The sequence below is a fragment of the Brevibacterium renqingii genome, assembly GCF_017808105.1.
GTDB classification, from domain to species: domain Bacteria; phylum Actinomycetota; class Actinomycetes; order Actinomycetales; family Brevibacteriaceae; genus Brevibacterium; species Brevibacterium renqingii.
Genome location: NZ_JADBHF010000006.1, coordinates 129,380 through 143,317, shown reverse-complemented (window position 1 = coordinate 143,317; position 13,938 = coordinate 129,380). Strand labels below are relative to the sequence as shown.

Sequence of the window (13,938 nt, the reverse complement as noted above, 5' to 3'; positions counted from 1 at the left end):
GACACCGCCTTTGGCACCATGGTTCATTAGTTAGGTAATTAACCAACTCACATGGAGTCGAATGTGATCGACGACGGCACACCCCTGTTCACCCAAATAGCCGAGAAGGTCGAGGACTCGATCCTCAACGGAACCCTCCCCGAACTCTCCCGGGCTCCGTCGACGAACGAACTCGCCGGCTTCTATTCCATCAACCCGGCCACCGCGGCCAAAGGCATCAACCAGCTCGTGTCCAAAGGCGTTCTGGAGAAGCGACGCGGCGTCGGGATGTTCGTCACCGAAGGTGCTCGTGCGCTGCTGATCAACGAACACCGCACCGCATTCTCCGAGAGCTTCATCACTCCCTTGCTCAACGAGGCCAACCGCCTCGGACTGGGGGCGAAGGACGTGATCGCGCTCATCGAAGAGCGCTCCCGAGAACTCCGCCTGACCACCGCTGCCGATCCGACCGCTTCGAAAGGATGACCCATGAATTCAGTCGTCGAGCTCCGCCACCTCACCAAGGTATACAAGAGCATGATCGCCCTCAACGATGTCAGCCTGAGCATCGAGCAGGACTCGATCTACGGCCTCCTAGGACGCAACGGCGCAGGAAAGACGACGCTGATGTCGATACTGACCGCCCAGAACTTCGCCACCAGCGGTGAGGTCGAGGTCTTCGGGGAGAACCCCTACGAGAACGCCCGCGTACTCAAACGAATGTGCTTCGTCCGCGAGAGCCAGAAGTACCCTGAGGACTCCAAAGCCAAGCACGCGTTCGCCAACGCACGGCGGTTCTTCCCCCACTGGGACCAAGTTTTCGCCGAGGAGCTCATCGAGGAGTTCCGCCTGCCCCTGAATACGACGGTCAAGAAGCTCTCCCGCGGCCAGCAGTCGGCCATCGGCGTCATCATCGGTCTGGCCTCACGCGCCGAGATCACGTTCTTCGACGAGCCCTACCTCGGTTTCGACGCGGTTGCGCGGCAGACGTTCTACGACCGTCTCATCGCCGACTATGCAGAACACCCCCGCACAGTCGTGCTCTCGAGCCACCTCATCGACGAGGTGGCCGATCTCATCGAGAACGTCATCGTCATCGACCGCGGCAGCATCATCATCGACGATTCCGCCGAAGAGGTCCGGAAGCGCGCAGTCAACATCGTCGGGGACGCCGATGCGATCGCCCGCCTCGTCGCCGGTCGGGAAGTCATCCATCGCGAGTCACTGGGTCGGGTCGCCTCAGTGACCATGCTCGGTCGGCTCAGCTCGGTCGATCACGAATACATCGCCGATGCCAACCTCGACCTCGCTCCGGTCTCCCTGCAGCAGCTCATCGTACGCACCACCCAGGAAGGCCCCGTCGATCCGTCCGCAGCCGCCACCGAAGTCAGGAGTGTTCAGACATGACCACAATCGTCGAGCAACCGTCCGGAGGCATGACCTCCCGCCCGAAGAGCCGGACCTGGGGAGTCGTCCGCCTCCAATTCACCAACAAGCAGACTTTCGTCTGGGTCCCAGTCGTCGTCCTCGGTGGGGTCTGGCTGATCACCCTGATCATCTACTGGATCGTTTCGCCCTCGGGTGCGAACTCCCCGATGTACAGCGGGGGATCGCAGGCACCACTGTGGTACTTCGCCGTCGTCGGCGCCCAGGCGATGAATCTCACCTTCTACTTCTCGCAGGCCATGAGTCTCACTCGCCGGGAGTTCTACCTCGGCTCCCTGCTCGCCGCGGGCATCAGCGCCGTCGGCATCTCCCTCGTCTTCGTCGCCCTCGGCCTCATCGAACAGGCCACCGACGGCTATGGCATCAACGGCTATTTCGCCTACCTGCCCTGGATATGGGAGGGGGGCCCGCTGGCTGCCGGCACGATCTACTTCGTGCTGACGATGCTGTGGTTCGTCCTCGGCTTCTGGTTCGCCATCGTCAAGAACCGCTTCGGCTCGCTCATCGTCGCGGTTTCGCTCATCGGCATCGCCCTGGTCCTCGTGGCCGGTGCTGCGTGGGTCAGCTTCAATCGGGCCTGGCCAGAAGTCTGGATGCGACTGGTCGATGCTCAGGCGATCGGACTGGCCTGCTGGGCGCTGGGGCTTACTGTGGTCTTCGCTCTCGGGTCGTACCTGACCCTGCGTCGCCTGACCTCCTGACCCGGCCGGATCAGCCGACTCCGCCGTCGCCGATCAGCTCAGCAGCGCCAGCGCTCCCCCGGTATGCTGCACAAGTCTTGCACGGCAGCCAGTCGGCGGCACCGACCCGGCGCGGCACCCGGTCCGGCACCTGTCGGGTGGTCACGAACTGCGGGCGACGACCGAATCGGCGAAGGCGAACAGGGAGTCCTTGACGCGACCGGCGGGCACCGGCTCCAGCGCCGCCTTCGCCTCCTCAGCCCAATGCAGCGCCTCGGCCCGCGCCCGTTCGGTCACGGGGTGGGCGGCCAGCGCGGCTCGGGCTGCTTCCAGGGCCTCATCGGAGGTGAGGTCGGCGTCGAGGAGTCGGACCACCTCGGCTGCGGCTTCGTCACCGCGGGCGGCGGCGGCCCGCACATAGAGCACGGGCAGGGTCGGGACGCGTTCGCGCAGATCCGTGCCCGGTGTCTTGCCCGACTCCGAGGATGCCGTCGTGAGATCGATGATGTCGTCGGCGAGCTGGAAGGCGACGCCGACGCGTTCGCCGAAGATGCGGACGGGTTCGGCCAAGGCCTGATCGGCGCCTGAGAACATGATCCCGAACCGCGCCGAGGTGGCGATGAGCGATCCGGTCTTGTCCGCGAGCACCTGGAGGTAGTGCTCGATCTCGTCAGCGCCCTCGGGCGGGCCGGCGAATTCGTTGAGCTGCCCGAGGACGAGGCGTTCGAAGGTCTCGGCCTGGATGCGCACGGCCTCGGGGCCGAGCTTCGCGGTGACTCCGGAGGCCTTGGAGAAGAGGAGATCGCCGGTGAGGATGGCCACCGAGTTGCCCCACACCTCATGAGCGGCAGGTGCCCCACGGCGCACGGGCGCGTCGTCCATCACATCGTCGTGGTAGAGAGAGGCGAGGTGGATGAGTTCGACGGCCACGGCCGCGTCGATGATGTCATCCTGCTCGGCCTCACCGAGGCGGGCGGTGAGCAGCACCAGGTTCGGGCGGGCGCGTTTGCCGCCGGCGGCCAGCAGATGCTTCGAGGTCGTGTCCGGCAGTTTGCGGGTCTGCTCGGTCACCTCGTAGAGCCTGGCCTCGACGGCCTCCAGCTGAGTCGAGATCTCCGCCGCGAGCTGGGCGTCGGCACCGGTGAAAGTGGCCGGAGAGGCTAAATGGCTCATGTCCTCGTCATTCATCGTAGTCGGTGTCTGTCCTCGCCCGAGCGCTCAGACATTGCTGGTGGCCGGGACGATTCGGGTCAGGGCTGAGATCACCCTGTCGATGAGATCGGCCTCGGAGGCCTTCGGATCGCGGTAGAGGTTCGCCAACAATTTGACGACGAACTCCATCACAACGTCAACACCCATACCGTACTTGATTCCGAACTGCATGAGGGCAGGGTGGCCGATGATCTCAGCGAAAACCCGCCCCAGGGTGAAGTAGCCGCCCAGGGAATCCCCGAGCAGCGCGGGGTACTCCTGCAGACGACGGCGCATCACCTGCTGTGGGTAACGGGAGTACGTGGAGATCACCTCGGCGGCGATGCGGGCGGACTCGAGCGCATAGTCGATGCCCTCCCCGTTGAAGGGATTGACCATCCCCCCGGAGTCACCGATGAGCAGCAGCCCGCGGTGGAAATGCGGCGTCCGGTTGAAGGCCATGGGCAGGGCAGCGGACTTGATCGGCCCCAGCGAGGTCGTCTCGTCGATGCCCCATTCGTGGCCCATGTCCGCGATCCACTGCCCCATCACCGAGCGCAGGTCGACGGATCTGAACTGCGGGGAGGAGTCGAGGAGGCCGGCCCCGATATTCACCGTCCCGTCGCCGAGGGGGAAGATCCACCCGTAGCCGGGCAGGGACTCGGAGGTGCCGGACGAGTTCGATGACCGCATCTCGACCCAGCTCTCGATGTAGTCGTCGGTGTGCCGCGGCGAGGTGTGGTACGCCCGAGCGGCGATGCCCATGGGACGGTCGTCGCGCTTCTCCAGCCCCATGGCCACCGCCAGCCGGGACGACACCCCGTCAGCGGCGATGACGATGGGCGCACGGAAGTGGGCCTCGGGACCGACCCTGCGGCCGCGGTGATCGGTGCCGGAGGCGTGCACCCCCTGGATCCAGCCGTCCTCGCCGATGTCCGGCGACATCGCTCTGACCTGCTCGAACAGTCTCGCCCCGCAGCGCTGCGCATGCCGGGCAAAGGCCTCGTCCATACCCATGCGCGGGCGTGTGAGACCGAAGTTCGGGGTGCCGTCGATATCGGGCCAGTCGAGCTCGAGGCGGTGACCGCCGCCGATCAGCCGCAGCCCCCTGTTCGGATGCCAGCCGTCGGAGGCCGGAAGGTCCATACCGAGGAACCCAGCTTCCTTGACCGCACGTGGAGTCAGCGCGTCGCCGCAGATCTTGTCGCGCGGGAACCCAGACTTCTCGAGGATGATCACTTCGTGCCCGGCCTGGGCGAGGTAGGCGCCGATCGCCGATCCCGCCGGTCCGGCGCCGACGACGACGACCTCGGCCTCGAACTCGTTCAGCTTCGCGTTCAAGACTCGTGCGACTCCGCTGCCTCGGCATGCGCGTTCGGCTCGCCGCTCGTCTCCGTGGGCTTGAGTGCGTGGTGGACGGCAACGATCCCGCCGGTGAGGTTGCGGTACTTCACCTGGTCGAAACCGGCGTCGAGGATCTGGTGGGCGAACGCGTCCTGGTTCGGCCAGGCGCGGATCGACTCCGCCAGATAGACATAGGCCTCGGGATTCGAGGACACGGCGCGGGCCACGGCGGGCAGGGCCCGCATGAGGTACTCCTTGTAGACGAGGCTGAAGGCGTCGAGTGTGGGTGTGGAGAATTCGCAGATGATGAGCCGTCCGCCGGGCTTGAGCACGCGCAGCATCTCAGCCAGTGCCGTGTCGACGTCGTGGACGTTGCGGATGCCGAAAGAGATCGTGACGACGTCGAAGCTGGCATCGGCGAAGGGCAGGTCCATCGCATCGGCGTAGATGAAGTCGATCTTCGGGTGGCGACGACGGCCCTCGGCGAGCATCCCGGTGGAGATGTCGCCGGCGACCACCTCGGCGCCGTGGCGAGTGAACGTCATCGACGAGGTTCCGGTCCCAGCCGCCAGGTCGAGGACCCGCTCACCGGGGCCGGCGGCCACGGAGTACGCGACGGTGCGTCGCCAGGCGCGGGCGAGGCCGAAGGTGAGGACATCGTTCGTGAGGTCGTATCGGGAGGCGACATCATCGAACATCGACGCGACGTCGTCGGGCTGCTTGTCCAGCTGGGCACGATTCATGCCCTCATTGTCTCAACACCTCAACGCAGACTGCGAATCCAACCGCGCGCAACCGGGCCGCAGCGGATGTGGAAATGACCACATTCCTCGATCGGCCGACCTCAGCGGCGATCCGCGAAGAGGATGCGGCCCCGGGTTCTCGTCTAGAGTTGGACCGACATGACTACGACTTTCGGCACCTCCGACATCATCACCGCTCCCCCGCGCCTGCACGTGCGCTCCCGTTTCGTCGACGACGTCGACCCGGGCCCGGGGTTCCCCTTCGAATCCGGGCTGCCGACCACCGTCGAGCAGACCCTCGAGCTGCTGCCCACCTCCGGTTTCTCCTGCTGGGTCCGCGACACCTCCGGTCTGATCGGGTTCGGCAGGACGCTGCGCATCCGCGCCCGCGGCCCGGAACGCTTCACACAGCTCTCGGCCGCGTGGAAGGCGATCACGGCCGAGGCCAGCGTCGAGGACGAGGTCGAGCTGCTGGGCTCGGGTCTGATGTGCTTCACGACGGTCGCCTATTCGGGCGAATCGAGTGTCGACTCGATCATCCACGTGCCCGAGTTCGTTCTCGGTCGCCGAGGCGGTCGCGTCTGGCTGACATCGATCTCGACCGATCCGACTCCGCCCACTCCCCCGGTTCTGCAGGCCGAACCCCTGCGCCGGGTCGCCTCGGCGCGGTCTGCGGACGGGGATCTCGACCCGGCGAAGTGGGCGGAACTGGTCGCGGAGGTCTCCGGCATGCTCACTCCCATCGACACGTCCGCAGAGGTGGATGCCTTCAGCGACGATCCGACCCTGCGCAAGATCGTGCTCGCCCGCGACGAAGTGGTCACCACCGACGACGACATCGACGTCCGGTCGGTGCTCGGCGCGCTCAATCGCAGCTACCCCAGCTGCTGGACCTTCGATGTCGCCGGTCTCATCGGCTCGACGCCCGAACTGCTCATCGGCGTCGAGAACGGCCGGGTGACCTCCCGTGTCCTGGCTGGGACCTACCGCGTCGAGCAGGACCCGATGGAGGAGATGCCCGCGGCCAGGAAGCTGCTCAGCGCGCACAAGGACAGCACCGAGCACGCCTTCGCCATCGCCTCCCTGCAGCGCAGCCTCGGTTCGATCGCCGAGGACGTCAGCGTCGATGAGCGTCCGCATCTGCTCCCGCTGGCCAACGTCATCCATTCGGCTTCGGACGCGCAGGCGAACCTTCCGACCGGCTCCGCTCTCAACGCCCTCGACGTCGCCGCAGCGGTCCATCCGACGGCCGCCGTCGGCGGCTACCCGCAGGCGAGCGCCGTGGCGCACGTCGATTCGCTCGAACCCCTCGACCGCGGACGCTACTCGGGTCCGGTGGGGTGGATGGACGGCCGCGGCAACGGTCAGTTCGGCATCGCTCTGCGCTGCGGTCAGCTCGAGGACCGCAATCGGATCAGACTCTACGCCGGGGCCGGGATCATGCCCGATTCGGATCCCACCGCCGAGGTGGCCGAAACGGATGCGAAACTCGCTCCGATGCGCCGGGCCCTGGGCCTCGACTGAGAGGCAACCGTCTTCGTCGGTGACGACGGGATCGCCCTACCGGGCCGGTGCCACTTCGATGATCCGACGGCCCCCCGCGCCTGCGCCCCGGCGACGCTCTCCGACAGTGCCGAAGGCCGCCGCGAACTCCTCCGCGCTGCGCACTCGGGTGTGCTCCCACCCATAGGCTGCGGCGAGTTCGGCGAAGCCTCGGCCGTGCGGGACCGTGAAATAGCGGTTGAGGTAGCCCGCCAGGTGGGACTGCGAGTGCTCGAGTCCGGCGAAGATCGCTCCGCCGTCGTCGTTGAGGACCACGATCGTCAGGTCCCCGGTCTCTTCGGCGCTCGGGGTGAGCAGACCGCCTGCATCGTGGAGCATCGCGATATCGCCGATGAGGAGGACGACCGGCTCCTCCAGCCCCAGTGACAGGCCGGTGGCAGTGGAGACGAGTCCGTCGATTCCGGCCAGACCCCGCGAGGCGTGGATGCGGGCACGGACATCGGTGGCGTCGCTGAGGTAGCGCACCGAGTTCGAACTCGCCACGAACAGCGTATGATCCTGGGCGGCCAGGCTCTCGGTGATCTCCCGGGCGATGGCTTCGAAGACCATCGCAGGGCTCGTGAGCACATCGATGCTCTCGCCCCTCGTCGAGGCGGTCTCCGACGCCGCCGCGCGTTCGGCGCGCGCGGCGGCGACAGCGGCTTCGCCGGCACTCACCCAGGCTCGGACCCAATCGGGGCCCGAGAGCGTCTCATCACTCGTCTCGTCGGTGACGATCAGGTCGCGGGCATCGACGTCGTCGGGCAGACGACGGACATGCACTGCCGCGTCGGCGAGCAGCGCGGCGACAGGACGGGTCAGGGTCGGTTTTCCGTGCACGATGACGGTGCGGATCGCATCTGTCAGCTCCGCACGCTCTCCGAGCACCCGAGCGTGGGCGGGAACGGGCGGCATTGCCCCTCCGATGCTCCGGGCCAAGGGGTTCGAGGGTTCGGCCAGCACCGGCAGGTGATGACCGGCGGCGAGATCCCGCAGGGTCTCCGCCGGGTGCCCTCCGGCGTCTCCGGCCACGATGACCGTGCCATCGGTGACAGTCACCCTCACTTCGCGCTGTGCGCGTTCGTTGTCGAGGCCCGGTCCGTGCGCGACCGCGGATGCGCTGCCGGCTGAGTCGGCAGGTGCGGTCGTGTCGGCTCCGGCAGGGGCCGCTGCCCATCCGCGGATCTCGTCCGTCCACGCCTCCAACTCGACCGGGGTGGGCACGAGCGGGGTGTCGAACTGTACGTTCAGCTGGACCGGTCCGGCCGCCTCGGCGCCGGTTGCCTCACTCTGCCCCAGCGCGGCCGAAACGGCCTCGGACATCGCTGCCTCGACTGCGGTCGGGGCCTCACTCGCGGGCAGGTCGAAACGGCCGCGGACGTCGCTGAGTACGTGCGCCTGGTCATCGATCGTCTGATTAGCGCCGGTCCCGCGCAGCCTGGCGGGCCGGTCGGCGGTCAGAGCCAGCAGCGGCAGGTGCCCGTACGAGGCTTCGAGGACAGCCGGGTGAAGATTGGCCACGGCCGAGCCCGAGGTCGTCACGATCGCCACCACACGGTCCTCGCCGCGCGCACGCCGGCCCCGTGCCAATCCCAAGGCGAGGAACCCGGCATCGCGCTCATCGATGCGCACATGCGTACGGATCAGGCCCGCCTCGGCGAGGGGCGCCAGGGCATAGACCAAGGGAGCGGACCGGGATCCGGGGGCGATGACCACGTCCGTCACTGCCGATCGGACCAGGTCTCTGGCAATCTGCTGCGCCACCGCGCTCGAGTTCGACATCACCTGATATTCAACCACTAACCCACCTGCCGTTCATCTCCGCACCCTAGCCTCGACGCATGCGCCGCTCGTTGATCATCGCGCTGGGGGCGCGCGCCGTCCGCACTCTGACTGCGGCTCGCTCCCATCGCGGACGGTATCCCACCTGCGACCAGAACAGCTCATTCCTCGGGCCCGAGCCTCGCGGCAAAGCGGCACGGAAGTGGCACATCCGGGACAAACGCAAACTGTCTGCGCGTCTGCGCGAATTCTTCATCTACTCTCCCGCGCTCGGGCGAACCGTCGGTGTGCGCGTGCTCCTGCCGGGCATACCTGCCGAGGTCAGCCCCGTCATCCACCTCTTCCATGGAGGAGGCGACGACTTCCGGTCGTGGACGGACTTCGGGTCCGCCGAAGCCCTCACCCTGGACACGCCCTATCTCGTCGTCATGCCAGACGGCGGCGCCGGCACGTATTCCCGGATGCCCGTCGGCAGCGAGGTCCACGACTGGCCTCGCTTCCACACCGAGGAGATCCCCGAATTCCTCGACGCGACCTTCTCCGTCGACTTCGCCCCCGGCAGTCAGCTGCTCGCCGGCTTGTCCATGGGCGGGTACGGGGCGATGAAATATGCCGCCTGGCACCCTGACAGATACGGTGCCGCAGCCGCGTTCTCCTCCCCACTGGACCCGCTGGCGACGGTGCCGGCCTTCGACATCATCGCCATGCGCGAAGGCGCGAGGTCGATGACGCTCTTCGGTGACCCCGTGGCCGATCGCAGCGAGTGGCTGGCGAACTCCCCCTACGCCCTGGCCGAGAACCTCCGCGGCCTCGACCTGTGGTTCAGCGCTGGTTCCGGCAGCCTCGAGGAGTCGAAGGACCGCGATCTGCTCGAGACGATGATCAACAGTCAGGGCGAGCGCTTCTCCGCCCGACTCAACGCCCTGGGCATCCGCCATTCATGGTTTCCCCGCACGAGCGGACTGCACAACTGGCTCAGCTGGGAACGCGAACTCGGCGCCTGGCTGAAGACACTGGCCCGCCGCCGAAACTATGTGAGCTCGGATCGGTTCGGGCCCGGTGCAGGTGCAGGTGCAGCGTCCTTCCGTCGCCGAGGCGGGGCCCGGGTCGCCGACGGCGGGGAGTTCTCGTACCTCACCGGCCATGCCCTCTTCGACATCCACGGCTGGAGGGTGGAGATCTCCCGCCGCCGAGCTCAGATCGTGCGCTTCGACGCCGTCAGCGCCGGAGGGTTCTCCCTCAGCGGCACCGGCAGCTTCCGGGTGCGCACCCCAGGGCTGTTCGAACCCGGACGCCGCTATGACATCAGCGTCTCCGGCCCCAGCGGCGACAACGCCTATCAGCAGCGGGCGGACAAGAAGGGACGGCTGACGTTCACCGGGCGGCTGGCCGCGGCCATGCACGACCCCATCATCCCCGGCAGACGAACACAGCACTTCACCACGCTGGGTCAGGAGGAGGTGACGACAGTGCGGATCGCCTCGGCGCCGGAGGATGCGAACGCGAGCGGCGGCCAGGCTGCGGGCAGAGCGAACGTCGCCGGCGAGCCGGCCGCGGAGGTCGATGTTTCGGAGCCGCCACAGACGAAGACTGCAAACGACACGCAGGACGCATATATTGATAGCGGTCGCGGTTCTGCGGCTGCCGATTCTCCTTCCGAACGCTGACTCGAGAGGCCCATCATGAAACGCACACTCCCAGCCATCGCGCTCATCGCCGGTCTGACCCTTGCAGGATGTTCGGGTGGCCAGGACAGCGGCCAGGCACAGGATCGGTCCGGCGGCGATGCCGCACCGGCCGCGACCGAGGACGCCCCGCAGGCGACTCAGCTCGACGAAGCGACGCTCAAGGAGATCCTCGAATCCACCGACGCGGAGGGACAGGCCTTCAAAGCCATCGACACCACCGCGGCTTCGGGCAGTGAGGCCATGAAAGCTCTCGAAAAGGCCGAGTTCGAGCCCAGCGCATGCAAGGACCTGTCGATGGCGGCACTCAATGCCGCCGAGGCCAGTGACAAGGTCACCGGCGTCTCGAGCGACAACACGCTGTCCGTCGCGCTCGTCAGCCTCGCCGACGAGGACGCCGCCGGTTCCCAGCTGGCGGCATCGACCAAGGTGACCGAGAAATGCAGTGACGTGACCGTCAAGTCCCAAGGCATCGAGATGGCGATGAGCTTCGAACCCTTCGACGCCGAGGTCGCCGGTGCCGATGAGACCGTCGGAGTCAAAGCCACGATCGATGCCGGCGGGCAGACGATCCTCAACACGCACTCCATCAGCGCACGTATCGGCAACAACGTGGTCACCGCGGCCAATGTCGTCGACATCGAGGAGTCCACCGTCGCGAAGACCGCCGAGGCGTTCGTCGACGCGGTCGCCAACGCAGGCTGACTCAGACCGACCGGTCCCCGCTGCGCAGCCGGGACCAGCACTGCTGGAGGCGCTGGGCCCACCAGTCGTACCGCCCCTGGCCTACCGCCAGAGACTGCAGGCGGTCGCGGTCCGGGACGATCCGCGTCACGGGAACAGCTCCGTCGACCGGGCGCATCCCCGCACTGTCGGCGACGACATCGGTCGCGAAGAGCCGGACGGTGCCCAGTCCGCAGGCCGGGTTCTCACCGAGAAGGGCGCGGCTGCGGACGGTGCGCGGCAGCTGGGCTGCGAGCCTCGCCCCGGCAGCCAGACCGACCGATGATTCCAGGGCCGAGGACACCACGGCCGGCAGCCCGCAGGCGTCGATGACCGCACGTGCCGCGGCGATCCCGCCCAAAGGCTGGACCTTGACGATGATGACCTCGGCGGCTCCGAGAGCGGCCACCCGCAGCGGGTCCTCGGCCTTGCGGATCGATTCGTCTGCGGCGAGCACGATCGGCAGATCCCTGCCGACCAGCTCCTCGCGCAGTCGGGCCATGTCCTCGACGCCGGGGACAGGCTGCTCGAAGTACTGGAGGTCGAAGTCCGCGAACCGCTCACAGGCTCGCAGTCCGTCGTCGAGAGAGTAACCGGCATTGGCGTCCAGGCGGAGGTCGGTGCGGGGGAAGAGACGACGGAACTCCCGCAGCCTCTCGATGTCCTCGTCCAGGGAGTCGAGACCGTGTTCGGCGACCTTCGCCTTCACCGTGCCGACATGGCCGTACCGTGCCAATACCGGCTCGACCTCATCGGGCGAGCAGGCCGGGAGTGTGGCGTTGACGGCGACCGTCCGGGGCTCTGCATCTGCGGCGGCGCTGGCAGATGGCTGGCCTGCGCGATCACCGGGCAGCAGCCCCGCGCATTCGAGGGCGGCATGCAGCCACCGGCTCGCCTCCTCGGTGCCGTACTCGGTGAACGGGGAGAACTCGGCCCAGCCGGCGGGCCCGGAGAAGAGCGCGACCTCACGTTCGGTGATGCCTCGGAACCGGGTGACCATGGGCAGACGGAGCACATGCAGGTCCTCGATGACGTCCTCGAAGTGTTCGGGCAGATCGAGCGGTTCCTTCGTTCCCGGCGGCCCGGCCGGTGTGTGCGATCCCGAGAGGGACTGCGAGGGTGCGGACAGAGATGAATCGGCCATGGGCCCAGACTATCCCCACGTCTCGAGGAGCCTCCGAGTGCCATGAGCTGCACAGAGGCTTGAGCTGTTCAGAGGCCGGCGAGGAACGAATGCACCCGCTCGAGCAGCAGAGCGGCCGCGTCTTCATCGAAGGCGCCGAGCGAGGAGTCGGTGAAGAGGTGCCGGTCGCCGGGATAGACGTACAGTTCGGCCGCAGGGGCGGATCCGGCGAGCTCCCGCGCAGCCGGGAGGTCCTCGTCGAAGAATTCGTCGTCGCGCATCCCATGGATCTGCACCGGGACGTCGGGCGGCCACGATTGGCCGAACTCGGCGACCGGGATGCACGAATGCATGAGCAGAGCACCGCGAGCACCGGGTTTCGTCTGCGCGAGCTGTTGGGCGATCATCACTCCGAAGGACAGCCCGGCATAGACGAGGTCGGAGCTCAGACCGTCGGCCGCGGCCGTGCCGCGCACCCGGAGCTCATCGATGCCTGCCGCCTCGGCGAAGGCGAACCCCTCGTCGATGGAGGCGAACGTCCTGCCGTCGAACAGGTCGGGGGTGTGGACGGTGTGGCCGGCCCGGCGCAGGTCCTCGGCGAAGGCTCTCACCCCGTCGGTCAGGCCCTGGATGTGGTGGTAGAGCAGCACTTCCGCCATTGCAGTCCCCCATCGACTGTCGCTCCGCCTGTCGGAGCCGATGCCCGAGTGTAGTCCGATGTGATACGAGCCACAAGGCGCCGACCGGACTCTGCATGCCCAGGCGATAGGCTGGGGACTATGACGGTCTCAGAAATCTTCGATCCCTCTCTGTGGCGTGAGGTCTCCGGCTTCGACTTCACCGATATCACCTACCACCGGGCGATCGACCCCGCCGACGGCAACGACCTCGGCTGCGTGCGCATCGCCTTCGACCGCCCCGAGGTCCGCAACGCCTTCCGGCCGCACACCGTCGACGAGCTCTACCGTGCCCTCGATCATGCCCGCCAGACCTCGGACGTCGGAGCGGTGCTGCTGACCGGCAACGGCCCGAGTGAGAAGGACGGCGGGTGGGCGTTCTGCTCCGGCGGCGATCAGCGCATCCGCGGCCGCTCCGGCTATCAGTACGCCGCCGGCGAGACCCGTGAGAGTGTGGATCCGGCCCGGGCGGGTCGTCTGCACATCCTCGAGGTCCAGCGTCTCATCCGCACCATGCCCAAGGTCGTCATCGCCGTCGTCCCGGGGTGGGCGGCCGGAGGCGGTCACAGCCTCCATGTCGTGTGCGATATGACCATCGCCTCGGCCCAGCATGCGAAGTTCAAGCAGACCGACGCCGATGTCGGCTCCTATGATGCCGGCTACGGCTCCGCCTATCTGGCGAAGATGGTCGGACAGAAGAAGGCCCGTGAGATCTTCTTCCTCGGCCGCACCTATTCGGCTCAGGACATGGCCGCCATGGGAGCGGTGAACGAGGTCGTCGACCACGCCGAACTCGAAACGGCCGCCCTGACGATGGCGAAGGAGATCCTCGGCAAGTCCCCGAACGCGCAGCGGATGCTCAAATTCGCCTTCAACCTCGTCGATGACGGTCTCATGGGCCAGCAGGTCTTCGCCGGTGAGGCCACTCGCTTGGGCTATATGACCGACGAGGCCGTCGAAGGCCGTGATGCCTTCCTCGACAAGCGCGACCCCGACTGGTCGCCGTTCCCCTGGTACTACTGA

The 13,938-nt window shown here is 67.2% G+C and carries 13 protein-coding genes; 7 read left to right on the top strand and 6 right to left on the bottom strand.

Annotated features, from left to right (window positions below):
* Positions 1-51: 51 nt before the first annotated feature.
* The 3 genes from IHE57_RS07980 to IHE57_RS07970 are packed head-to-tail and all read left to right on the top strand — an operon-like array spanning position 52 to position 2,126.
* On the top strand, positions 52-465 hold the full coding sequence (locus IHE57_RS07980) for a GntR family transcriptional regulator (protein WP_216629782.1): 414 nt from the start codon (positions 52-54) through the stop codon (positions 463-465).
* 3 nt (positions 466-468) lie between these two features.
* Positions 469-1,386: an ABC transporter ATP-binding protein gene (locus IHE57_RS07975; protein WP_209372302.1), complete on the top strand. Its 918-nt coding sequence runs from the start codon at positions 469-471 to the stop codon at positions 1,384-1,386.
* Positions 1,383-2,126, top strand: coding sequence for a hypothetical protein (locus IHE57_RS07970; RefSeq protein WP_209372300.1), 744 nt, complete (start codon positions 1,383-1,385; stop codon positions 2,124-2,126). The genes IHE57_RS07975 and IHE57_RS07970 overlap by 4 nt, the downstream gene beginning before the upstream one ends.
* A 141-nt stretch (positions 2,127-2,267) precedes the next feature.
* On the opposite strand, the gene IHE57_RS07965 is transcribed toward IHE57_RS07970, so the two are convergent.
* The 3 genes from IHE57_RS07965 to IHE57_RS07955 are packed head-to-tail and all read right to left on the bottom strand — an operon-like array spanning position 2,268 to position 5,383.
* On the bottom strand, positions 2,268-3,278 hold the full coding sequence (locus IHE57_RS07965; protein WP_209372298.1) for a polyprenyl synthetase family protein: 1,011 nt from the start codon (positions 3,276-3,278) through the stop codon (positions 2,268-2,270).
* A 45-nt stretch (positions 3,279-3,323) separates the two neighbouring features.
* Positions 3,324-4,625, bottom strand: a complete 1,302-nt coding sequence (locus IHE57_RS07960; RefSeq protein ID WP_209372390.1) for a geranylgeranyl reductase family protein — start codon at positions 4,623-4,625, stop codon at positions 3,324-3,326.
* 8 nt (positions 4,626-4,633) lie between these two features.
* Positions 4,634-5,383, bottom strand: coding sequence for a demethylmenaquinone methyltransferase (locus IHE57_RS07955; RefSeq protein WP_209372296.1), 750 nt, complete (start codon positions 5,381-5,383; stop codon positions 4,634-4,636).
* A 159-nt stretch (positions 5,384-5,542) separates the two neighbouring features.
* Between IHE57_RS07955 and IHE57_RS07950 the strand changes: the two genes are divergently transcribed.
* Positions 5,543-6,907, top strand: coding sequence for an isochorismate synthase (locus IHE57_RS07950; protein WP_209372294.1), 1,365 nt, complete (start codon positions 5,543-5,545; stop codon positions 6,905-6,907).
* A 36-nt stretch (positions 6,908-6,943) separates the two neighbouring features.
* Here IHE57_RS07950 and menD read toward each other — a convergent pair whose 3' ends face one another.
* Positions 6,944-8,707 carry a 2-succinyl-5-enolpyruvyl-6-hydroxy-3-cyclohexene-1-carboxylic-acid synthase gene (gene menD / locus IHE57_RS07945; RefSeq protein ID WP_216629965.1) on the bottom strand — a complete coding sequence of 588 codons (1,764 nt, stop codon included), beginning with the start codon at positions 8,705-8,707 and terminating at the stop codon, positions 6,944-6,946.
* Between the two features lie 59 nt (positions 8,708-8,766).
* Between menD and IHE57_RS07940 the strand changes: the two genes are divergently transcribed.
* Both IHE57_RS07940 and IHE57_RS07935 read left to right on the top strand, forming a co-directional pair.
* Entirely contained in the window at positions 8,767-10,374 is a 1,608-nt protein-coding gene (locus IHE57_RS07940) for an alpha/beta hydrolase (protein WP_209325812.1), read from the top strand.
* Positions 10,375-10,389: 15 nt separating this feature from the next.
* Positions 10,390-11,097 carry a hypothetical protein gene (locus tag IHE57_RS07935; protein WP_209372292.1) on the top strand — a complete coding sequence of 236 codons (708 nt, stop codon included), beginning with the start codon at positions 10,390-10,392 and terminating at the stop codon, positions 11,095-11,097.
* A gap of 1 nt (position 11,098) precedes the next feature.
* Here the strand turns inward: IHE57_RS07935 and IHE57_RS07930 are convergent, their stop codons facing one another.
* Positions 11,099-12,259: an o-succinylbenzoate synthase gene (locus IHE57_RS07930; protein WP_209372290.1), complete on the bottom strand. Its 1,161-nt coding sequence runs from the start codon at positions 12,257-12,259 to the stop codon at positions 11,099-11,101.
* Positions 12,260-12,327: 68 nt separating this feature from the next.
* Positions 12,328-12,897: a dienelactone hydrolase family protein gene (locus tag IHE57_RS07925; protein WP_209372288.1), complete on the bottom strand. Its 570-nt coding sequence runs from the start codon at positions 12,895-12,897 to the stop codon at positions 12,328-12,330.
* A gap of 120 nt (positions 12,898-13,017) precedes the next feature.
* Here IHE57_RS07925 and IHE57_RS07920 point away from each other — a divergent pair, with 120 nt between their 5' ends.
* Entirely contained in the window at positions 13,018-13,938 is a 921-nt protein-coding gene (locus IHE57_RS07920; RefSeq protein WP_209325816.1) for a 1,4-dihydroxy-2-naphthoyl-CoA synthase, read from the top strand.